This window comes from Paenibacillus marchantiae, from assembly GCF_028771845.1.
GTDB lineage: Bacteria > Bacillota > Bacilli > Paenibacillales > Paenibacillaceae > Paenibacillus > Paenibacillus marchantiae.
The window spans coordinates 2,585,063-2,605,117 of sequence record NZ_CP118270.1 but is presented as its reverse complement, the minus strand read 5'-3'; the positions used below and the strand labels follow the sequence as shown (position 1 = coordinate 2,605,117).

Annotated in this window: 22 protein-coding genes and 1 other annotated feature; of the genes, 6 read left to right on the top strand and 16 right to left on the bottom strand. The window is 48.4% G+C overall.

Going from position 1 to position 20,055, the window contains the following annotated elements; all coding sequences use genetic code 11:
• Positions 1 to 36 precede the first annotated feature (36 nt).
• The 8 genes from groL to PTQ21_RS11725 all read right to left on the bottom strand — a co-directional run bounded on the left by groL (position 37) and on the right by PTQ21_RS11725 (position 5,466).
• Positions 37 to 1,668, bottom strand: a complete 1,632-nt coding sequence (gene groL / locus PTQ21_RS11760; RefSeq protein WP_063564477.1) for a chaperonin GroEL — start codon at positions 1,666 to 1,668, stop codon at positions 37 to 39.
• Positions 1,669 to 1,742: 74 nt separating this feature from the next.
• Positions 1,743 to 2,024: a co-chaperone GroES gene (gene groES, locus PTQ21_RS11755; RefSeq protein ID WP_024630746.1), complete on the bottom strand. Its 282-nt coding sequence runs from the start codon at positions 2,022 to 2,024 to the stop codon at positions 1,743 to 1,745.
• Between the two features lie 228 nt (positions 2,025 to 2,252).
• On the bottom strand, positions 2,253 to 2,450 hold the full coding sequence (locus tag PTQ21_RS11750; protein WP_161490575.1) for a hypothetical protein: 198 nt from the start codon (positions 2,448 to 2,450) through the stop codon (positions 2,253 to 2,255).
• Positions 2,451 to 2,473: 23 nt separating this feature from the next.
• Positions 2,474 to 3,256, bottom strand: a complete 783-nt coding sequence (gene tatC / locus PTQ21_RS11745) for a twin-arginine translocase subunit TatC (protein WP_063564478.1) — start codon at positions 3,254 to 3,256, stop codon at positions 2,474 to 2,476.
• A gap of 78 nt (positions 3,257 to 3,334) precedes the next feature.
• Entirely contained in the window at positions 3,335 to 3,583 is a 249-nt protein-coding gene (gene tatA, locus PTQ21_RS11740) for a twin-arginine translocase TatA/TatE family subunit (protein ID WP_063564479.1), read from the bottom strand.
• 202 nt (positions 3,584 to 3,785) lie between these two features.
• Positions 3,786 to 4,271 (bottom strand): MogA/MoaB family molybdenum cofactor biosynthesis protein, encoded by a 486-nt coding sequence (locus PTQ21_RS11735; protein WP_024630749.1) that lies wholly within the window; start codon positions 4,269 to 4,271, stop codon positions 3,786 to 3,788.
• 37 nt (positions 4,272 to 4,308) lie between these two features.
• Positions 4,309 to 4,737, bottom strand: a complete 429-nt coding sequence (gene moaC, locus PTQ21_RS11730) for a cyclic pyranopterin monophosphate synthase MoaC (protein ID WP_063564634.1) — start codon at positions 4,735 to 4,737, stop codon at positions 4,309 to 4,311.
• A 90-nt stretch (positions 4,738 to 4,827) separates the two neighbouring features.
• Positions 4,828 to 5,466: a 5-formyltetrahydrofolate cyclo-ligase gene (locus PTQ21_RS11725; protein ID WP_063564480.1), complete on the bottom strand. Its 639-nt coding sequence runs from the start codon at positions 5,464 to 5,466 to the stop codon at positions 4,828 to 4,830.
• 278 nt (positions 5,467 to 5,744) lie between these two features.
• On the opposite strand from PTQ21_RS11725, the gene PTQ21_RS11720 reads away from it, so the two are divergent.
• Positions 5,745 to 7,703 (top strand): ABC-F family ATP-binding cassette domain-containing protein, encoded by a 1,959-nt coding sequence (locus PTQ21_RS11720; RefSeq protein ID WP_063564481.1) that lies wholly within the window; start codon positions 5,745 to 5,747, stop codon positions 7,701 to 7,703.
• Positions 7,704 to 8,227: 524 nt separating this feature from the next.
• On the opposite strand, the gene PTQ21_RS11715 is transcribed toward PTQ21_RS11720, so the two are convergent.
• From PTQ21_RS11715 to PTQ21_RS11685, 8 genes are all read right to left on the bottom strand, one after another.
• The gene (locus PTQ21_RS11715; protein ID WP_274569973.1) at positions 8,228 to 9,784 is read right to left on the bottom strand and encodes a 2-isopropylmalate synthase; all 1,557 of its coding nucleotides are present in this window, start codon (positions 9,782 to 9,784) and stop codon (positions 8,228 to 8,230) included.
• Between the two features lie 213 nt (positions 9,785 to 9,997).
• Positions 9,998 to 10,342 (bottom strand) — a binding site (T-box leader).
• Positions 10,317 to 10,508, bottom strand: coding sequence for a hypothetical protein (locus PTQ21_RS31555; RefSeq protein ID WP_063564483.1), 192 nt, complete (start codon positions 10,506 to 10,508; stop codon positions 10,317 to 10,319). (Overlaps the previous feature by 26 nt.)
• A 345-nt stretch (positions 10,509 to 10,853) precedes the next feature.
• Positions 10,854 to 11,909 carry a tRNA (adenosine(37)-N6)-threonylcarbamoyltransferase complex transferase subunit TsaD gene (gene tsaD, locus PTQ21_RS11710; RefSeq protein ID WP_063564484.1) on the bottom strand — a complete coding sequence of 352 codons (1,056 nt, stop codon included), beginning with the start codon at positions 11,907 to 11,909 and terminating at the stop codon, positions 10,854 to 10,856.
• Positions 11,906 to 12,427, bottom strand: a complete 522-nt coding sequence (gene rimI, locus PTQ21_RS11705) for a ribosomal protein S18-alanine N-acetyltransferase (protein WP_063564485.1) — start codon at positions 12,425 to 12,427, stop codon at positions 11,906 to 11,908. The genes tsaD and rimI overlap by 4 nt, the downstream gene beginning before the upstream one ends.
• A 17-nt stretch (positions 12,428 to 12,444) precedes the next feature.
• A complete protein-coding gene (tsaB, locus tag PTQ21_RS11700; RefSeq protein WP_274570482.1) occupies positions 12,445 to 13,293 on the bottom strand; it encodes a tRNA (adenosine(37)-N6)-threonylcarbamoyltransferase complex dimerization subunit type 1 TsaB in 849 nt (282 codons plus the stop codon).
• A 2-nt stretch (positions 13,294 to 13,295) separates the two neighbouring features.
• The gene (gene tsaE, locus PTQ21_RS11695) at positions 13,296 to 13,778 is read right to left on the bottom strand and encodes a tRNA (adenosine(37)-N6)-threonylcarbamoyltransferase complex ATPase subunit type 1 TsaE (RefSeq protein ID WP_076291523.1); all 483 of its coding nucleotides are present in this window, start codon (positions 13,776 to 13,778) and stop codon (positions 13,296 to 13,298) included.
• A gap of 193 nt (positions 13,779 to 13,971) precedes the next feature.
• Positions 13,972 to 14,148 carry an H-type small acid-soluble spore protein gene (locus PTQ21_RS11690; protein WP_053783520.1) on the bottom strand — a complete coding sequence of 59 codons (177 nt, stop codon included), beginning with the start codon at positions 14,146 to 14,148 and terminating at the stop codon, positions 13,972 to 13,974.
• Positions 14,149 to 14,150: 2 nt separating this feature from the next.
• Positions 14,151 to 14,447 (bottom strand): hypothetical protein, encoded by a 297-nt coding sequence (locus tag PTQ21_RS11685; protein ID WP_063564487.1) that lies wholly within the window; start codon positions 14,445 to 14,447, stop codon positions 14,151 to 14,153.
• A 197-nt stretch (positions 14,448 to 14,644) separates the two neighbouring features.
• On the opposite strand from PTQ21_RS11685, the gene ku reads away from it, so the two are divergent.
• The 5 genes from ku to ligD all read left to right on the top strand — a co-directional run bounded on the left by ku (position 14,645) and on the right by ligD (position 20,051).
• Positions 14,645 to 15,556, top strand: a complete 912-nt coding sequence (gene ku / locus PTQ21_RS11680) for a non-homologous end joining protein Ku (RefSeq protein WP_274569972.1) — start codon at positions 14,645 to 14,647, stop codon at positions 15,554 to 15,556.
• A gap of 306 nt (positions 15,557 to 15,862) precedes the next feature.
• On the top strand, positions 15,863 to 16,732 hold the full coding sequence (locus tag PTQ21_RS11675; RefSeq protein WP_274569971.1) for a VOC family protein: 870 nt from the start codon (positions 15,863 to 15,865) through the stop codon (positions 16,730 to 16,732).
• 217 nt (positions 16,733 to 16,949) lie between these two features.
• On the top strand, positions 16,950 to 18,047 hold the full coding sequence (locus PTQ21_RS11670) for a GerAB/ArcD/ProY family transporter (RefSeq protein WP_063564490.1): 1,098 nt from the start codon (positions 16,950 to 16,952) through the stop codon (positions 18,045 to 18,047).
• A gap of 68 nt (positions 18,048 to 18,115) precedes the next feature.
• Positions 18,116 to 19,081, top strand: a complete 966-nt coding sequence (locus PTQ21_RS11665; RefSeq protein ID WP_274569969.1) for an ATP-dependent DNA ligase — start codon at positions 18,116 to 18,118, stop codon at positions 19,079 to 19,081.
• A gap of 79 nt (positions 19,082 to 19,160) precedes the next feature.
• The gene (gene ligD / locus PTQ21_RS11660; RefSeq protein ID WP_063564492.1) at positions 19,161 to 20,051 is read left to right on the top strand and encodes a non-homologous end-joining DNA ligase; all 891 of its coding nucleotides are present in this window, start codon (positions 19,161 to 19,163) and stop codon (positions 20,049 to 20,051) included.
• Positions 20,052 to 20,055: the final 4 nt, after the last annotated feature.

Below are 20,055 nucleotides of genomic sequence, written 5' to 3'. Positions count from 1 at the left end.
CATCTATCGGCATTACAAAAGGTTTTTACACCTTTATTACATCATGCCGCCCATTCCACCCATACCGCCCATGTCAGGAACGCCAGCAGCGCCTGCAGGTTCTGGTTTGTCAGCGATAACCGCTTCAGTAGTCAGGAACATTGCTGCTACGGAAGCAGCGTTTTGCAATGCATAACGTGTTACTTTGGCAGGGTCAACGATACCCGCTTCGATCATATTAACCCACTCGCCAGTCGCAGCGTTGAAGCCTACGCCAGTTTGTTCTTTTTTCAGACGTTCCACGATTACGGAACCTTCTTCGCCAGCGTTAGCTGCGATTGTACGGATTGGTGCTTCCAAAGCGCGCAGGACGATGTTTACGCCTGTTTGCTCGTCACCGGACAGGGCTACGCCTGCAACCGCGTTGTATACGTTCATGAGCGCTGTACCACCACCGGATACGATACCTTCTTCAACCGCAGCGCGAGTTGCGTTCAGGGCATCTTCGATGCGAAGTTTGCGTTCTTTCAATTCTGTTTCAGTAGCCGCACCAACTTTGATTACTGCTACACCGCCGGACAATTTAGCCAGACGCTCTTGCAGTTTCTCTTTGTCGAACTCGGAAGTTGTTTCTTCCAGTTGTGTACGGATTTGGCTAACACGTGCATCGATATCGGATTTGTTACCAGCACCGTCAACGATGATTGTGTTTTCTTTCGTTACACGGATCTGACGAGCTGTACCCAGTTGTTCCACAACAGCGGATTTCAGGTCTAGACCCAGTTCTTCCGTGATCAATTGGCCACCAGTGAGGGCAGCGATATCTTGCAGCATTGCTTTACGACGGTCACCGAATCCTGGAGCTTTAACAGCTACAGCGTTGAATGTACCACGCAATTTGTTCACAACCAGCATCGCCAGTGCTTCGCCTTCGATATCTTCAGCGATCAATACAAGCGGTTTGCCTTGTTGAACGATTTTTTCAAGCAATGGCAAGATTTCTTGCGTGTTGGAGATTTTTTTGTCTGTGATCAGGATGTACGGGTTGTCCAAAACAGCTTCCATTTTGTCCGTATCCGTGATCATGTATGGAGAGATGTAACCGCGGTCGAATTGCATACCTTCAACCACTTCCAGCTCTGTAGCGAATCCACGGGATTCTTCAACAGTGATAACGCCGTCTTTACCCACTTTTTCCATAGCTTCAGCGATCAGTTCGCCTACTTCTTCGTCAGCTGCAGAGATCGCCGCAACTTGTGCGATGGATTGTTTGGTTTCAACTGGTTTGGAGATGGATTGCAGTTCAGCTACAGCAGCTTTAACCGCTTTGTCGATCCCTTTACGGATACCGATTGGGCTAGCGCCTGCAGTTACGTTTTTCAAACCTTCTGTGATCAGCGCTTGAGCCAATACAGTTGCAGTTGTTGTACCGTCACCGGCAACATCATTTGTTTTGGTTGCTACTTCTTTAACCAGTTGTGCACCCATGTTCTCGAATGCATCTTCCAGTTCGATTTCTTTAGCAATCGTTACACCGTCATTCGTGATGAGCGGGCTTCCGAATTTTTTCTCCAGAACCACGTTACGGCCTTTAGGACCGAGTGTTACTTTAACTGCATTAGCCAATGCGTCCACACCACGAAGCATGGAACGACGAGCGTCTTCACTGAATTTAATGTCTTTAGCCATGGTAAGAAAACCTCCCTAGTATATTGTGTAAAATGGTGTTGCTATATGGTTCGGTTAACCGATTAAAATTTGAATTAGTCGAGAATCGCGTGAATATCGCTTTCTTTCATAATCAAATATTCTTTACCTTCGAACTTGATTTCTGTACCGGCATATTTGGAGAAAATAACGCGATCTCCTTCTTTCACTTCCAGAGCTACACGTACTCCGTCTTTCAATACTCCTGCGCCAACAGCAATAATTTTACCCTCTTGCGGTTTTTCTTTAGCGGAGTCCGGCAGTACGATCCCGAAAGAAGTTGTTTGCTCTTGCTCCAGTGGTTCTACCAATACGCGTTCACCTAAAGGTCTGATCATGAAAAATAGCCTCCTTTTGAAATTATATAACGTTACATTGTAGGTTGTAGCCATATGTATTAGCACTCGACAGTGTTCAGTGCTAACAACCAACTTTATGATACTTCAACTTGAAGCATGATTTCAAGTCCTTTTCATGAATTCCTGCGAGATTTTACGTTGTATTTACACCAACCCAGCCAAAAAACTCCCGATTGGCCTGCGTAAATGCCATAATACCTCATTAACTTATTCCACAGAATCCGTAAGTCCTCCTGCATCGTTCTCAGGCAGCCCTTTTCCATTGTATCCATTGTTGAACATAATATGCCTGCCTGTCCCGTCCATCAGAATATATAACCGTAAAAGCTTGTCTCCCTTTAGTTCCCGGGTAAGAACTGGTCTCCTTATCCCGGGATGGGCACCATACAAGATTATCATAGTCATAACAATCAGATGGATCTCTCTTGTTATACTGCGCTCTGCTTATCCTCGGCACGGATGTAACGGGATTCAGCCTCTGCATCAGCTGCAAGCTGTTTGCGATACACAAAGCCAGACAGAAACACACTGATCTCATATAACAGGAGCAAAGGAATCATCACAAGAAAATCGGAAATAAAGTCAGGCGGTGTAACCACAACCGCAATGAAAATCAGGACAAAATAAGCGACTCTGCGCATTTTGCGAAGCCGGATGGGATTCAATATGCGCAGTCCTGTCAGGAACATAATGATTAACGGAAGTTCGAACAACAGGGATACCGGCAGTACAATGCCAAACAAAAAACTGAAATACTGCTTCATTCCGTAAGTCTCGACAAGCCCCATTTTTTCCGTAATCGATGAAGTAAAAGAAAGTGCCATCGGGAAAACAACGTAATAGGAGAAAGCTAACCCGATCAGAAATAACAGAAATACATAAGGTACATACTTCAACGTGGCTTTTCGCTCACGCGGCCTGAGACCTGGACTGACAAACTTCCAGAGCTGAAACACCGTAAACGGCAGCGTGATGACCAGTGAGAACAGTCCAGCAATCTTCATGTAGATGCCAATCCCGTCCCAGAACGAGAATGCATGCAGTACAAAGCCCTGAGCGGTCTCTGCCTTCGTCAGATATTGATACACCGGGTCCGCCACCAGAAAGCCTGCCACCAGCCCCAAAATAAAAATACTCAACACATAAATCAACCGCTTGCGCAGCTCACTCAAATGTTCTGTAAGCGTCATTTCTTCCTTCTGCTGCGTCATGCCTGCCCCCCATTGTTGCCAGCTTAAAATACAAAACCCTTCCGGCAGGAAGGGATTTCTCTTTCATTGCCGTCAAAGTTATTCCGGCAGGCGTTTGTCCTCAGGCTTGTCTGCAGATGCAGTTTCAGATGCCAGCGGCTTCGCCTTTTCCTGCTCCTTGCGACTGGATGAATCATCATCCGCAATAATCTCACGTGCGCCTTCTTTGAATTCACGGAAAGTGCGTCCGACGGCCCGCCCCAATTCCGGAAGCTTGTTGGGTCCAAACAAAAGCAACGCGATAACGGCCAGCAAAATAAAACCTGTTGGTCCAATGGAACTTAACATTGATATTATTCCTCCTCGTTTCAAGCTTCAAAGATGCACACGCTAGGCCATAAGGTCATGGATGTCTTTGCTTCATTTTGAATTATGTCAATCATACCATAGATGTAACCACTTACATAACCCACATTATTCACAAAAGAGACCCCGACATCCAATCATTTTTCCTGCTTAATTCACACCTGCTACTATAGCTGTTTCACCCTTATTGCTTGAACTGACCCGTAACCATTAACAATGCTTCCGGAAGCTGGTCCATAATGGCCGCCAAATGCTCATGCACACCCTTCGGTGTACCTGGCAGGTTGACAATCAATGTACGTCCGCGAATGCCGCATACGCCTCGGAACAGCATGGCAGAACGATTCTTGCCCATAACACTGTATCTCATGGCTTCAGCCATGCCTGGAACTTCCCGTTCAATAACCCGCCGGGTCGCTTCTGGAGTAATATCACGAATCGCAAGCTCCGTTCCCCCAGTGGTCAATACCAAATCAGCGTGAAAATAATCTGTCATTTCAATCAAAGCCGCAATAATCTCATCGGGTTCATCCGGAACGATGCGGTACTCCACGATTTCCCCACCCAGTTCTTCTTCCACAAGTTCCCGGATCACTTGGGCACTCGTATCCTCACGTTCCCCGCGGGCCCCTTTGTCGCTGGCTGTCAGGATTGCTGTTCTCCACACCATAAAGATCACCCTTCTCCTCTATGAAAATAAATGTCCCTTATCGGCTGAAATCGCCGTTTTTGCCACCACTCTTGGAATTAAGCATGGTTGGACCGATAATCATATCTTTTTGCATGGCTTTACACATGTCATAGATCGTCAGTGCCGCAGCCGACGCCGCCGTGAGCGCCTCCATCTCGACACCTGTCTTTCCTTCGGTTTTGACCGTAACTTCAATCTGCAATTCATCGACACCGTTGTCATGAAAACGAATATCCACACCCGTCAATGCCAATGGATGGCACATCGGAATCCAGTCCGACGTTTTCTTGGCGCCCTGAATACCCGCAATTTGAGCCACAGCCAGAACGTCACCTTTGCCGATTCGGCCCTCCCGAATCGCTTCAAGCGTAGCCGGACTCATCGTCACTTTGGATACCGCAACAGCTGTACGCACGGTACTTTCCTTACCCGAAATATCAACCATCCGAGCTCGTCCCTGTTCATTAAAATGAGTCAGTTTATTGCCGGAAGCCTGGTCGTTATTCGTTTCTGAATTCAATCACATCACAACCCTTTATACGATATGTAATATACCTTCGGTTGTTATCAACAGATCAATTCGCAGATCAAGTGGGTCCATCGGAATTTCATCCTGTAGCTGGCCTGGCAATACCAATGCAGCCATCCGTGGCCTTTTGTCCGTCATCGCACATTTCGCTGCAAGTGTCTCTGCAAAACGATCATAATAACCGCCGCCATAACCAATGCGCCCTCCATGAAGGTCATATCCCAGCCCCGGTACGATGATAAGATCAATATCCGGCCAGCTTTCAGGTTGCAGCACTTCAGAGGAATCCTTGGGTTCAGGTATCCCCCATATTCCCGGCTGAATATCCTGTTCACCCATGACACGTCGCAATTCCATGCGAGCCGGATTCGTCAGCACTTTCGGCGCGAGCATCTGATCTCCATGCTTCCAGCCTTCTTCAAATAAAAAAGCTGTAGATGCTTCGCTTCCATAAGACAAATAGCTGAAAATCATAAGCCGCTTGTTCCCCAGCTTCCATTTGTCCCGTCTAAGGCGCTCCAGCTCCCGTTTCGTCACATCATTAATCTCACTCATCGCCTGCTGACGCATGCTTTCATCCATCAGATCCCGGCTCTGTCTCAGCTTGGAACGAAGACGGATTTTCTGTTCCGTATGATCCTGCATGTCCTTGAATAACCTCCTGTTGATCGGGAAGGTAAACTAGCTCTCAATTAAAACCATTTATATGTTATGCACCAGTTGTCATCGTGTTGGAATCGTTAAAATGATTCATTTTCTGCAAAATCCTCATGTATTAACATGCCTTCTTTCAGTTTATCATTGATTGACCAAAAAGACTACACGCCCCAAGCACTCCTAATCGGTGCATTTGCTCTGTATTTCATGTAAACTGGGATATAGTTGTCATATCAAGAACTGGACCTATGGAGGAACTTAATTTTATGCTGCTGCAAGTATCCGGAATTATCAAACGTTTTGGTGTCGATCCAATCCTGGACGGCGTGAACTTACAAATATTAGAACGCGAGCGCATCGGACTCGTTGGTGTTAACGGCGCAGGGAAATCCACTTTACTCAAAATTGTGGCTGGAGAAATGTCCTACGATGGTGGACAAATTTTCAAATCCAAGGAAACAACGCTTGGTTACCTCGCTCAGAACAGCGGACTGCAATCCGATCGCTCCATATGGGAAGAAATGATGAACGTATTCGGCCACCTGACTCAGGCGGAAGCAGATTTGCGTCAGATGGAACAGGATATTGCTGATCCCGCGCAAATGGAAGATGAAAAAAAGTATGCCGATCTGCTTGAGCGTTATGCGAAACGCTCGGACTGGTTCAAGGATCATGGCGGTTATGAAATGGAAACCCGCATTCGCAGTGTACTGCACGGGATGGGCTTCGGTGAATTCTCACCAGATACCCAGATTGCCACACTGAGCGGCGGGCAAAAGACACGTCTTGCGCTTGCTCGCATTTTGCTTCAGGCCCCTGACCTGCTAATGCTGGACGAGCCTACCAACTATCTCGATATCGCCACCCTGACGTGGCTCGAAGATTACCTGAGAGGTTATTCTGGCGCCCTGCTGGTTGTATCTCATGACCGGTATTTCCTTGATCGGCTTGTAACGAACATCGTGGAGATCGAACGGCACCGCTCCAAAAAATATACGGGCAATTACAGCCGGTACATGGAACTGAAAGCTGCCGAGTACGAAAGCCAGATGAAGCAATACGAGAAACAACAGGATGAAATCTCCAAGATGGAGGAGTTTGTTCAGAAGAATATCGTCCGTGCTTCAACAACCAAACGGGCACAGAGCCGCCGCAAGGCACTCGACAAGATGGATCGACTCGACAAACCGATGGGAGATTTGAAGAAAGCTCATTTCTCGTTCGAACCGGCTGTGATGTCCGGCAAGGAAGTGCTCCGTGTGGATCAGCTTTCCGTTGCCTACGATGAGGCTTCGCCGTTATTCCGCAATGTATCTTTTGATCTAAGACGCGGGGAAACGGTTGCTTTGATCGGTCCGAACGGTATCGGAAAATCTACCTTGCTCAAATGCCTCACCGGAAGTTTGCGTCCTGTAAGCGGTGAGATCCAATGGGGTACCAAGGTGCAGATTGGCTATTATGATCAGGAGCAGACGGGACTTAATCCTTCCAATACCGTATTGGAAGAACTGTGGAGCGCATATCCAGGCATGGAAGAATCACGGATTCGTACGGTGCTAGGCAACTTCCTGTTCAGTGGAGATGATGTACTCAAAAAGATCTCATCTCTTAGCGGTGGAGAAAAAGCTCGTGTCTCCCTCTCCAAGCTCATGCTCAAGGAAGCCAATATGCTCATTCTGGATGAGCCTACGAACCATCTCGACCTGTTCGCCAAAGAAGTGCTTGAAGCGGCGCTGATGGACTATGAGGGCACATTGCTGTTCATCTCGCATGACCGGTATTTCCTCAATAAAATGGCTGAACGTATTGTCGAGCTGCATCCCGGCGGAACAGAGCATTACCTCGGCAATTATGATGATTATGTAGAGAAGAAACAGGAGCTTGAAGATATTGCGCGCGAAGCTGCTGAAGCACGCCAGGCCTCTAACAAAAACTCAGCCAAATCTGATCCAGGTCTATCCGCAACCGAAAAATCCGGTGCCGCCTCATTCGAAGCGGACAAGCAGGCCAAGCGCGAAGAACGTAACCGGCAACGCAAGCAGGAAGCTCTGGAACAACAGATTGCGAAGCTGGAAACGGAGATTACAGAGCTTGAGGCTCAGATGGCTCTGCCTGAAATATATCAGGACTACATGAAGCTGCAAGAGCTTCAGGAGAAAGCGGAAGATCACAAGCTTCAACTTGCCAAGGCTTATGAAGAGTGGGAAGAATTAGCTTTGGAATAAGAAAAAAAACAAAATAGACTGGATTTTATATCAAAAGCTGATTCCTTACGGGATTGGCTTTTTTTTGAGCATAAAGCGAGACAGATTTGAGTAGGATGATTCCCTATTTGTCAAATCCACTCGAATCAAGTAAAATATTTTTACGTTGTAAATCCTCTAATTTATCCACAAGAAAGCAAGATAGCAAGCAATTCAATTCATTTAATTATACGGCGGTAGAATAGCTTTTTTTGCACAAAAACCATATTTATCCACCGAGTTATCCACATTATCCACAACTTTGTGAATATAACTCGACCATTTTATCCCCTAAAGCCTTTTATTTTCGAAAACATTACTGGTTTGACTTTGAGATAGTTACCCACAATTTACACTGAATATGTGGATAACTATAATCACACCTTGACAAACACATTCGTTCTTTCAAATTTTTCTCCTATAAAAGGACAAAAGCAGACCTCTGTATTTAAGGCCTGCCTCTGGTTTATTTTTGACATAAAGTTATGTGATTTACTGGAGTACTATTACGCGTGCACTGATTCATCACTTTCGGAAGACTCCGCCTTCAGTCCGGCCGCATTGCAAGCTGCTACATAAGCCAAACCGGCTGCCATGACAATATCATTGTGCGTGGCAGTTCCTCTGAATTCACGTCCTGCACGTTCCACAGTAACTGCAGCTTCTGCACTCGCAGCCTCTCCTCCACTCAGTGCGTGCATTTCCATATCGACAAAAGTAATGTCGTCCGAGATACTTTGACCAATCGCACGAATCGTTGCATCTACCGGACCACCGCCAACCGCAGAATAGGATTGCTCCCCTGCGCTCGTGCGAATACGAACTGCTGCCATTCGATCCGTCATGCTGCCGGCCGTAACCTGCAATTCAACCAGTTCATAATCCTGGGCAGGAATATTCATGGTCTGGCTCACCATCTGCAATAACTGGTCATCACTGACCACTTTCTGTTGATCGGCAGTTTCTTTAAATATCTCATATAGCTGTTCCATTTGCTGCTCATCCGGTTCAAAGCCATATTTACGAACCCGATCTTTCAAAGCGTGACGACCGGAATGTTTGCCCAGAATAATCATGCTGCGTGGAATTCCCAGCGCTTCCGGGTCCATAATCTCATACGTACTCCGATTCTTAAGCAGACCATCCTGATGAATACCAGACTCATGCTGGAAGGCATTGCGCCCTACCACCGGTTTGTTGTATGCAATTGGGAAATGCATCGCACGGCTAATCTGACGGGATGTCTCATACATCTGGTTCAGTTTGATATTTGTCGTTGCGCCAATAACATCTCCCCGCGTCTCCAGAGCCATAATCAGCTCCTCCAATGCACAGTTACCCGTCCGTTCGCCCACACCGTTGATGGTTACTTCGATCTGGGAAGCACCGTTGGCAATCGCAGCCAGACTGTTGGCAACCGCAAGGCCCAAATCATTATGACAGTGAGCGCTGTATCGAACCTTATCTCCGCCTCTTGCGCCCTCACGTACCCGACGGAACATCTCTCCATATTCATGTGGCAGTGCGTACCCAACCGTATCTGGCAAATTGATAATACTTGCTCCCGCTTCAATGGCTACTTCGACCATCTCGATCAAATCATTCATCTTCGTGCGAGCCGCATCCATGGCAGTGAATTCCACAATATCCGTGAACTGACGTGCATAGGAGACCATCTCCCGGGCGGTAGCTACGACTTCGCTGCGCGGACGGCGCAGTTGATGCTCAATATGAATGTCCGAAGAGGAAATAAACAAGTGAATCCGGCGGCGCGCTGCGTCAGCCGTTGCTCGAACGGCTGCATCAATATCCCCTTTGACCGCACGCGCAAATCCGCAAATCTCCACGTTTTGCAGTTGTCTGGAAATCGCCTGAACCGCCGCGAACTCACCTGGACTTGAGATCGGGAATCCAGGCTCGATGACGTCAATGCCCAGAGAAGCCAATTGATGTGCCAGTTCAATTTTTTGTTCAGGCTGCAGACTCGCTCCCGGTGCTTGTTCTCCATCGCGCAGTGTTGTATCAAAAATCTCAATCATCCGTTTGTTATTGTTCGTTGTCATATTCATCAACCTCCATCAAATTTGAATGTATATTGGATTTTTAGGATCGGAACGAGGCGTTCACTTCCCGTTCTCTATGTTTATTCATTTTGCACTCCATGCCGGCGTGCACGTCGACTTGCACGCCAGTCCTATTTCTTTCTAAACCATGATTATGGATTCCCATCGCCCACCCTGCTGCCGGCAGCAAACACAAATAACCCGCCATCTCATCTAAGAGACGGCGGGTTATTATCCCTCCGCGGTACCACTCTTGCTTGATGGGTCAGGCTTGCGCCAGGCACCATCCACCTCGTCGTCTCCGGCCCAGATCCATTGCAGTTGCGTACACGCAACAATAACAACCGATCCAGCCGGAGAAACACCCTATAACGGAGGTTAGCCGTTGCTGTGTACCACGATGTCCTTTGGTTACAAGGACAAGGGATGAGACATCGTCTCACTGCTTCCACAGCTCCGTTCCCGGGCGAGATTCAAACGATTCCAGCCACTGCGTTGCACCAACCCGCAGCTCTCTGTGCGCTTTATCGTTTTACTGCTCCCGTTCATTACATTTATGATATGTGACCATGAATTCATCACCATTTTGAAAATCAAAAAAGCCTGCCATCTCCTGCAATAATGCAAGAGACGACAGGCTGTTCACCTTCGCGGTACCACTCTTGTTGACTTTCATTTCCTTCGAGCTGATCCTGTATGCGTCCATACCGTTATCATTGCCCAAAGTGACAAAAGCCCCCTCAGTTATTGTTGATCTTCTACAGATATGTCATCCGGATTCCATCAACAACGGCCCATTCACGGAGGCAACCCGTAACCATGTACTTTGGGCCATCATCGGCCTTCGGCTTCTCCCGGGGAGTAACCGTGTTCCATCGTTCCGCTTCCAGGTGAGTTTCAGGTTTCCTTCGACTGCGTTGCACCACACCGCAGCTCTCTAAGACCGGGAAATACCCTACTGTTCCTGTTCATTGCGTTTTTAGTTCAGGAATCATAATTCCTGTTTTAATTTGTAATTAATATACATTCTTCACTTGAGGCTGTCAAGTCTTCATATGCATGAATCATTTTATAGCGATTGTACAGACCATGCCTCAAGTGAAAGTCCAGGATCAGCTTTGGCATCAAATTCCGAGATTTCTCCCCGCTGCCATTTCAAATACGCTGCAGCTCCAATCATCGCTGCATTGTCGGTGCAATATTCCATCGGCGGGATCAGCAATTCGAGCCCTTCCTTCGCACAACGCTCCTGCAAAGCTGAACGCAATCCCCGGTTTGCCGCAACGCCACCGCATAACAGCAATTGACGTGATCCATACTCACGGACAGCCCTTACTGCTTTTTCTACCAGCACTTCGACGACAGCTTCCTGGAAGCCCCGTGCCACAGCCGATGGTTCAAGCGTTTCTCCGCGCATTTTGGCTTGATTCAGCACATTCAACACAGCAGACTTCAGACCACTCAGGCTGAAATCATACGAATCTGCTTCCAGCCAGACACGTGGCAAAGGTACCGCCTGCTCTGCTTCAGCAGCCATCCGGTCCACATGTGGTCCTCCCGGATAGGGACAACCCAGTGCACGCGCTACTTTGTCATAAGCCTCGCCTACAGCATCGTCACGCGTACGGCCGATCAGTTTGAACTTGCCTTCGGATTCCATATGCACAAGCTCGGTATGACCACCGGAAACCACCAGTGCCATCGCTGGATATTGCAGCTCATGGGTAAGTCTGTTGGCATAGATATGTCCCGCAATATGATGTGTGCCAATGAGTGGTTTGCCAAGTGCCATGGCCATGGTTTTCGCCGCGACGATACCGACCAGCAATGCACCAACCAGTCCAGGCCCTTGCGTCACGGCGATTGCACTCAGATCACGCGGACGGATGCCAGATTGTTCAATAGCCTGTTCCAACATCAGTGTAATGACTTCAACGTGTTTACGCGAAGCCACTTCAGGTACAACTCCGCCAAATGCCTTATGTGTCTCGATCTGACTGGAGATCAGATTGGACAGCACTTCCCGTCCATCCTTGACTACCGCTACGGATGTTTCATCACAGCTTGTCTCCACGGCCAATATATAAGATGGTGCTGAACTTACCTTTTCATTGAAATCCTTCATGAATCCGTTACGCTTCCTTCCTCTTCGCCGCTCCGGCTCGCAGGCGGCAAATTCGCCCACATAATCATCGCATCTTCCCCATTGTCGGAGTAATACCCTTTGCGAAGACCAGCCGATTCAAACCCTTTTTTCTGATACAAGCTCTGGGCAATCCGATTCGAAACCCTGACTTCCAGCGTCATTCGTTCCATCCCGAGATAAGCCGCCGTTTTCATCAATTCGTCCAGAAGCTTCTCACCGAGCTTGCGCCCACGATAAGCTTCCCGGACTGCAATATTGGTAATGTGGGCTTCATCCATGATTGTCCACATGCCGGCATAGCCGATCGCTGTACCTTCCAATTCCATGACCATATATTTAGCAAAATGATTGTGTGTCAATTCATTTTGAAATGCTTCTTCCGTCCAGGGCAGGGTAAAGGCTTCATGTTCAATAATCATGACATCGGGAATATCATCCAGAGTCATGAACCTGAACTGAAGCGTTGCTTCCTGCTCATCATTCTCCACGTTGTCCATCTGCTTCCCCTCCCCCTTTAGCCTTTGCGTAGCAGGTTGGCTTCCGCTTCAGCCAGCTGAGTGTAATTAGGCACGAGCGCATGCACGTCATCTCGCTGACCTGCAAGCAGCGCCTCGGCGCCTAAGCGCCCAACCCAGCGGCCCTCCAGCTCATAGGGTACAAGCTGGAGCGCCGTTCCTGCGGGGCAGCGAAGCTCAGCCGCTGCTACCGCATGCGGGCCCGTCTCGCCGACAATCCAGACGGCAGCGGGCCGCTCTTCCGGCGCCGCTTCCGCCATGCGGGCGGCGAGGGCTTCCAGCCATCCGTCCACCATACGGATGGCATCTGGCGCCAGCCGCCGGGGCGCAGCGCTCCCCGCGGAGGCAAACAGCGCGGTATAGGCTTGACCGCGCCTTGCATCCACAAGCGGAACGATCCAGTGGACAGGGGCGGCACCAGTGCCGCCCTGGTCCGCGGATGGCGTTCCGCCAGCCCCTGCTGCGGCATCCTCTGCCGCAGCTTCGGCCTTGGCGGCGAGGCCACTGTGCCAGCCGCCCCAGGCCATAGCCTGAAGGCTGGACACCCCGACAACCGGGATGTCCCACGCCCAGGCTAACGTTTTCGCCGCGGTCACCGCAATGCGGATGCCCGTGTACGAGCCCGGGCCAATGCCCACGGCAATGCCGTCCAGCTGTCCCGGCTGCGTGCTGCTAGCTTCCAGCAGCTGCTCCATTACAGGCACGACGTGTACCGAATGGTTGCGTTCTGCCCGTTCATTCCGTTCTTCCAGAAGGACGTGGCCTTCCATAACTGAGGCTGCCATCACCGCAGTCGATGTATCCAACGCCAAAAACCGCTGGCGCGGCTGTTTTTGTAAATCTTCCATCATCATTTGACTCCATTCTGTCTGAACTGTCGGCACATGGCAGCATAAGTCTCGCCATACCCATCCAGCGTAATCGTTCGATCCTCTGGACCCGTCGTTTCAATCTGCACATGCAAGTGTTCCTGCGGCAGTAATTCGGGAATGATACTGGACCATTCAACCAGACTGACTCCGGTTCCATAGAAATACTCATCCAGTCCAAGCTCGTCCGCTTCTTCCAGCGATATGCGATACACGTCCATGTGATATAAGGGCAGACGCCCTTCGTATTCCTTGATCAGTGTAAACGTGGGGCTGTTGACCACATCACGTACACCCAAATGCCAGGCAAACTTTTGTGAAAATGCCGTTTTGCCCGCGCCCAGATCACCGTCCAATGCAATCACCATGCCGGCGGTTGCCTGTTCAGCGAGTGCGGACGCGAGTACTTCTGTATCTGCAATGCCATGGGAGTGATACACCCACTGCTCATGCGTCTGATTCAATATACGCCCCACCTTTGGCGGTCAAGCCGCCTGAGTTCACTTTGAACTTTATTATATCGGTCCCATTCTCCCCCCGCAACATCGAAGGATCAGAAGCAGTACGGAAGACAGGCCACCATTCACACGAACGACAAATAAACCGGTACCTGACGGCACCGGCCTTCCTAGACATCCTTCACCAGCACTTTGCCTTTTACTCTTCCAAACGGTCTACACGTACCGTCTGGGTATTCCCCGGTCTACTGCCCACCTGCACCGTTGCCATGCCATTAGCTTCATCCACATTTTCGATCCAGACCGGATCTCCTTCCAATGTAACTGCAATCGTATCTTTGGAATCATAAATGGCTTTCGCGCGTTTCACATCCAACATTATTCATACTCCCCTTCCGGATCATCATGCGATTCCCGCACCATGCTATCTGTCGTACTTTCACCGATATAACCGTTATCTTCCGTAACTTGTCCACCGCCCAGACCCTCATTCACCATCCGGTCAATGTCCAGCATGAACGACTCCCTGTCAAGCGGCAGCTCTTCTGATGTGATAGCCTCCCAGTTAACCGCTGTTGCAGGTGTATGAAAACCTTCAGACCCTTCCGACTCGGCACGAGGATACGGAGAGAACGTATGGGCGTGAGCTTCAGCTTCGTCTCGTTTGTTCTTCATAGGGGTGCCTCCTGACGTGATAGTTAATAACTAACATCATCCTCTTCCAAAACCAGCGCCATACAGCACAGATCTTAAGGATGTTTCTGTTATCATCCCCCACTCTTTCTGAAGCATACCGCTTCCGGGGAAATACGGTTATCCCTCCTGTGAAATGCCCATACTATACATAAAATGTTCTCGGAAAGGAGCCGTTCATGCATACGGTCTGGAAAGGTGCAATTAGCTTTGGTCTGGTTCATGTTCCTGTCAAAATGTTTTCGGCTACCGAAGACAAAGACATCTCCATGCGTTACATTCACAAAGTCTGCGGCAGCCCACTCGCTTATGTACGTAAATGTCCTTCCTGCGAAGTTGAGGTTCAATGGGAAGAGATCACCAAAGGATATGAATATGAGAAAGGCAAATTCGTCTTATTCGAAAAGGACGAGCTTGAAGCGTTAAATGATTCCAGCAGCAAAACCATTACCATTCTGGATTTCGTAGATTTAACGGAGATCGATCCGATTTATTTTCAAAAAACGTATTACCTCTCCCCCGATCAAGCGGGAGGAAACGCCTACCAGCTATTAATGACTGCCATGAGGGATACAGGAAAGATTGGCATCGCCAAGATATCCATTCGCTCCAAAAGCAGTTTGGCCGCGATCCGTGTACTGGACGATTGCCTCTCTATGGAAACCATTTTCTATCCGGACGAGATCCGTCCCGTCTCTCAGGTTCCCAACTTGCCCGAGGTCCTGAACGTAAACGAAAAGGAGTTGACGATGGCGAAACTGCTGATCGATCAGTTATCCACTCCTTTTGAACCTGGTAAATATACAGACGACTACCGCGCCAAATTGCTGGATCTGATCAATCACAAAGTAGCCGGTGAAGAAATCAAAATTGCCCCTGCCAAGCCTGAAGCGAATGTCATGGATCTCATGGCAGCGCTGCAAGCAAGTATTGAAGCTGTGAAGCCCATTCCAACCGATCCCGGAACCACCACAGCCAAACCCAAAAAACGTGCTCCTAAGAAAACTTCGGTCCAAGCAGTGGCTGGAGGAGAGGCAGAGGCTCCTGCTCCTTCGAAAAGAAAGAAGGCTACGCCTAAGCCTAAGGCTTAAGCGGCAAACAACAAAGAGATTCGTTTGTCACAACATCAACATTGGAGATCCGGCCATGAAGCCGGATTTTTGTTTTGTATTCCATAATAGAAGTAATATTCAACCAAAAATGACTACACCAAAATCGAAAATACAATTGACGAAAGTTGATTTATATTTTATATTAACTTATGAAAAGTAACTTATTTATAAATGTACAGTTGAGTCTCATATCTACATGAGCTATGACATTACAATAGCCCTATACCATTGCCAATGAGCGAACCGCAACAAACCAACTAAACTTGTTTACAGGAGGAAATCCTTATGACTTCTACTTATCAAATTCCTGCTACAACCCATCTGGGTGAAGTAAGTCTGCGTATCAGCAATTTGGAGCGATCCATTCAATTTTATACCGAGGTGGTCGGACTGAAACTGCTTGAACGCAGTGAAAAAGTCGCTACCATGACTGCCGATGGAAAGCCTTCGCTTCTACGCCTTGAGCAGTTGACCAATGCCGTGACGATGCCTGTTCGCTCCACTTCAGGCCTATATCACTTCGCCATCCTGCTGCCTGACCGTAAATCGCTGGGCCTTGCCCTCCGTAATCTGGCTGAATCCGGCATTGAAATTGGTCAGGGTGATCATCTGGTCAGTGAAGCATTCTACATTTCAGATCCGGATCAGAACGGTATCGAAATCTATGCAGACCGCGCCCGCGACACCTGGAAGCGAGATGCAGATAATAACTACATTATGTCAAGTGATCCTGTTGATGTAGACAGCCTGTTCGCTCTGGCCGCAAACGAGCCTTGGCAGGGATTGCCCGCCGGAACCGTCATTGGTCATGTTCATTTCCACGTACGTGGTTTGGAAGAATCGCGCCGTTTTTATACAGGAGTCCTTGGTTTCGACATCGTTGGTAACTTCGCCAATATGTCCGCCCTGTTTGTGTCCGCAGGCGGTTATCACCATCACATCGGGCTGAACATTTGGGCTGGTACAGGCGCCCCTGTAAATCCTGACAATGCGACAGGCATTGACTACTTCACCATCGTTTATGACGAGAAAGAACAATTGGAACAAGCTGTAGAGCAACTGCGTCAGTCGAACGCATCTATCGAACAGCAAGGTAAGGACTGGTTTACTGTAGACCCACAGAATATTCGCATTCGTTTGACCACAACGAGCTAACACGGGAAATCCGTGACGTGAATATTGTGTATTAAATTGAGTACTCTGATTAGCCCGGACACAAATTCCCTCGCTCCATATAGGGAATTCAGTTGTCCGGGCTTTTTTGCCTACCTTTTTTTATGTTGATATATGCCTTTATCCATTTCCTAATAAAATTGGTGCAATTGGCGTATCCTAACCAAATATCTAGATCGACATGCGAAGGAGAACCCACATGATTGAAAAGGGGCGTTTAACTGTAAGACAACTGGGCTCGCTGATGTTCTTATGCACGATTGGTGAACAGATTATCGTCTTCCCCTCGATGATCACTTCATATGCGCATCAGGATGCATGGTTGTCCGCATTATTGGGCGTTGCTGGAGGAGCAGGCATACTGTCCATTATGCTCGTTGTGTACAAACTGCAGCCCCGGATGAATCTGATTCAACATGCATTGCATACTCTTGGGCCCTGGATCGGGGCCTTCATCAGCTGTTTTTATCTATTCTATTTTCTAATGGGTACCTCCGCGTTTATACGAGAAATTGGGGATTTCATGACGACCCAGATCTTGCCTGAATCCCCGCTCTTCATTGTGAATTTGCTCTTTGTTTTCACTCTTGTCTGGGGGCTCTTATCTGGTCTGGAACCCATAGGCAGGAGCGCCGAGGTATTTCTTCCCCTGATTGTGCTATTTCTGCTCATTCTGACCGTCTGTCTGTTCCCGCAATCACATCTGGACAACATCAAGCCTGTTCTTGGAGAAGGATTTCTGAATCCCTTTAAAGGCTTTGTCGCTGTGCTTACCTATCCTTATTGTGAATTGTGTATCTTTCTTATGCTCTTTCCTTATGCCAAAAAGGAAGCACATTGGGAAAAGGATATCCTTCTGGCAGCCATTATAGGCGGATTGATGCTTACCCTAACGCTAACCATCTGTCTGCTGGTCATGGGGCCATTTATGACGCAGCACCATTGGTTCGCAGCATTTAATCTGTCGCTGAAGATTAACATAGGCAACTCTTTGCAACGGATCGAAGCCTTTATGGCTTCCGTCTGGATTATCGCCGTCTTTTTCAAAAGCATTCTGTTTTTCTATAGCTTTGTACTCGGAATCACTCATCTCTTCAAATTGTCCAGCTATCGTCCACTCATTTTGCCTGGTGCCCTGTTGGTTCTGGCCATGTCCATTGTTCTAGCTCCAAACGAAAATTTCTATCTCAAGGTTGTTATTCCATATTGGATTGATTGGGACCTGACCTGTGGCATTGCAATTCCTTTGCTGCTCATTATGGTACATAAACTAAGGGTACGGCTGCGGAAGAGTTAAACTTGCGACAGTCAACTTAGGGCATCAACCTCCAGGCAGATTTGAAAGAGGAAAGGAGTTTTAGGCACATGTTCAATCCTCTGGTTCCTTTTGAACCTATATCCCGAGATGTGATCCCTAGCGGGCAAAACTGGATTGCCCAAATCAAATGGGATGGGGTCCGCATGCTTGCTTACGAGGACGGACAGGGAATTCAATTAATTAATCGCAGATTGCACAACCGAACTGCGCAATATCCTGAGCTGGTTCAGCCACGCAATCTGTGCTCCGTCCCTTCTTATATTTTGGATGGAGAGATTATTGCCCTTGACCCGGATACGGGAAAACCGTCCTTCTATCACGTGTTGCGGCGAGATCGCATGAGCAGACCGGACGGCATTGCCCAAGCTGTAAACCAGATTCCGGTGACTTATATGGTATTTGATATTCTTTTCTGCGATGGGGTATGGGTCACAGATCAACCACTTGCAAAACGTCAGCGTCTGCTGCATCAAGTTCTGAATCCTGCTCCCCATGTTCAGGAGGTGACCAACACGTCAGATCCGGACGCCCTGCTCACTGTGATGAGACAGCACCAGATGGAGGGAATTGTATGTAAAGACCTTTCCAGTACCTATGGAATCAACGGTAAGGATCAACGCTGGCAGAAGGTCAAGATTTTCCACGATCTATATGCGATGATTGGCGGGGTCACCTACCGCAGTGGTATCGTCAATGCAATCGCAGTTGGTGTATATGATGGGCCAAACTTTGTCTATATTGGTCATGTCGGCACGGGTAAACTGAACTCGGACTCCTGGCGTAAACTAACCGAAGAAGTACAGCCTCTCATCCGAAAGGATAGACCATTCCATAACATACCTGAGAGAAGCGCGGAGACGACATGGGTTGAACCACAGATCGGAGTCAAAGTGCAATTCATGGAACTCACCCACCATCTTACCCTACGTCACCCAAGCATCCAGGCTTTTGCTTCGGTAAAGCGAGATGAGTGTGAGATCAGCCAGATCAGTCATCTTATCCCTGAACGATAAACTAATTTTTACATCCACCTGAAAAAGTAAAAAGGCTTTCCTTTTAAATTATACTTGTTCCCCAGAGGAGGTGTTATTCATGGCCCATACAATAAAGGGCACCATAACGATTAATGGAATGGAACTTACTGTGACTAATCCAGACAAGTTGTTATGGCCCGAAGCAGGTGTAACCAAGGCTATCTATTTGCAAAAGTTGGCGGCACTGGCTCCCTACCTACTTACTTACACCCGTAATCGGCTGCTCACCACGATACGTTATCCGCATGGTGCAGGCGGCGAGTTTTTCTATCAGAAAAATGCCCCAGAGCCAGTTCCGGAGTTTGTGCGAACCGAGATGCATGACGGGATACGATATGTGGTGATGAACGACCTCCCTGATCTGTTATGGCTTGGCAATCTGGCCGCTCTGGAGTTTCATCCTTCCTTGCATGCCGTAGGCAACCATCTGCCTTGCGAGTGGATGATTGATCTCGATCCTTCGCAGGAAGAAGAACCTCGCATTATGCAGGCGGCCTTAATCGTGGGGGAAACGCTAACTTCGCTTGGTTTGAGATCGGTACCGAAAACATCCGGTGCCACAGGTGTACAGATTATTGTTCCGATCCGCCAAGGTGTAACCTTCGATGAATTAAGAGACATCGGTTATTTTGTAGGCAAATACGTCACTCAAAAACATCCGGATCTATTTACACTGGAACGACTAAAAAAAGATCGGGGGGATCGCATTTATTTTGATTACCTCCAGCATTACGGTGGCAAAACACTCGCAGCTCCTTACACTCCCCGCGCCAAGCCAGGCGGCACTGTGTCTACTCCACTCACATGGGATGAAGTGCGGAACAACGTTTCGATCAAGGATTACCACTTGATGAACATCGTGGAGCGCCTGACGAAGACCGGGGATCTGATCGCAGCTGTCGAACCTCAGCCTGTTGAACTGATCATCCAGCATTTAAAACAAAAATAGCCGG

What these genes read in the sequence shown, in the direction of transcription:
- tsaD (WP_063564484.1), bottom strand. Translation starts at nt 11,909, where the DNA reads ATGAAGGATTTCAATGAAAAGGTAAGTTCAGCACCATCTTATATATTG.
- PTQ21_RS11685 (WP_063564487.1), bottom strand. Translation starts at nt 14,447, where the DNA reads ATGAAGAACAAACGAGACGAAGCTGAAGCTCACGCCCATACGTTCTCT.
- rimI (WP_063564485.1), bottom strand. Translation starts at nt 12,427, where the DNA reads ATGGACAACGTGGAGAATGATGAGCAGGAAGCAACGCTTCAGTTCAGG.
- PTQ21_RS11670 (WP_063564490.1), top strand. Translation starts at nt 16,950, where the DNA reads ATGATTGAAAAGGGGCGTTTAACTGTAAGACAACTGGGCTCGCTGATG.
- tsaB (WP_274570482.1), bottom strand. Translation starts at nt 13,293, where the DNA reads ATGGAAGATTTACAAAAACAGCCGCGCCAGCGGTTTTTGGCGTTGGAT.
- PTQ21_RS11675 (WP_274569971.1), top strand. Translation starts at nt 15,863, where the DNA reads ATGACTTCTACTTATCAAATTCCTGCTACAACCCATCTGGGTGAAGTA.
- PTQ21_RS11715 (WP_274569973.1), bottom strand. Translation starts at nt 9,784, where the DNA reads ATGACAACGAACAATAACAAACGGATGATTGAGATTTTTGATACAACA.
- tatC (WP_063564478.1), bottom strand. Translation starts at nt 3,256, where the DNA reads ATGACGCAGCAGAAGGAAGAAATGACGCTTACAGAACATTTGAGTGAG.
- PTQ21_RS11725 (WP_063564480.1), bottom strand. Translation starts at nt 5,466, where the DNA reads ATGCAGGATCATACGGAACAGAAAATCCGTCTTCGTTCCAAGCTGAGA.
- ligD (WP_063564492.1), top strand. Translation starts at nt 19,161, where the DNA reads ATGGCCCATACAATAAAGGGCACCATAACGATTAATGGAATGGAACTT.
- groES (WP_024630746.1), bottom strand. Translation starts at nt 2,024, where the DNA reads ATGATCAGACCTTTAGGTGAACGCGTATTGGTAGAACCACTGGAGCAA.
- PTQ21_RS11750 (WP_161490575.1), bottom strand. Translation starts at nt 2,450, where the DNA reads ATGACTATGATAATCTTGTATGGTGCCCATCCCGGGATAAGGAGACCA.
- moaC (WP_063564634.1), bottom strand. Translation starts at nt 4,737, where the DNA reads ATGGTTGATATTTCGGGTAAGGAAAGTACCGTGCGTACAGCTGTTGCG.
- PTQ21_RS11665 (WP_274569969.1), top strand. Translation starts at nt 18,116, where the DNA reads ATGTTCAATCCTCTGGTTCCTTTTGAACCTATATCCCGAGATGTGATC.
- tatA (WP_063564479.1), bottom strand. Translation starts at nt 3,583, where the DNA reads ATGTTAAGTTCCATTGGACCAACAGGTTTTATTTTGCTGGCCGTTATC.
- PTQ21_RS11720 (WP_063564481.1), top strand. Translation starts at nt 5,745, where the DNA reads ATGCTGCTGCAAGTATCCGGAATTATCAAACGTTTTGGTGTCGATCCA.
- PTQ21_RS11735 (WP_024630749.1), bottom strand. Translation starts at nt 4,271, where the DNA reads ATGGTGTGGAGAACAGCAATCCTGACAGCCAGCGACAAAGGGGCCCGC.
- groL (WP_063564477.1), bottom strand. Translation starts at nt 1,668, where the DNA reads ATGGCTAAAGACATTAAATTCAGTGAAGACGCTCGTCGTTCCATGCTT.
- ku (WP_274569972.1), top strand. Translation starts at nt 14,645, where the DNA reads ATGCATACGGTCTGGAAAGGTGCAATTAGCTTTGGTCTGGTTCATGTT.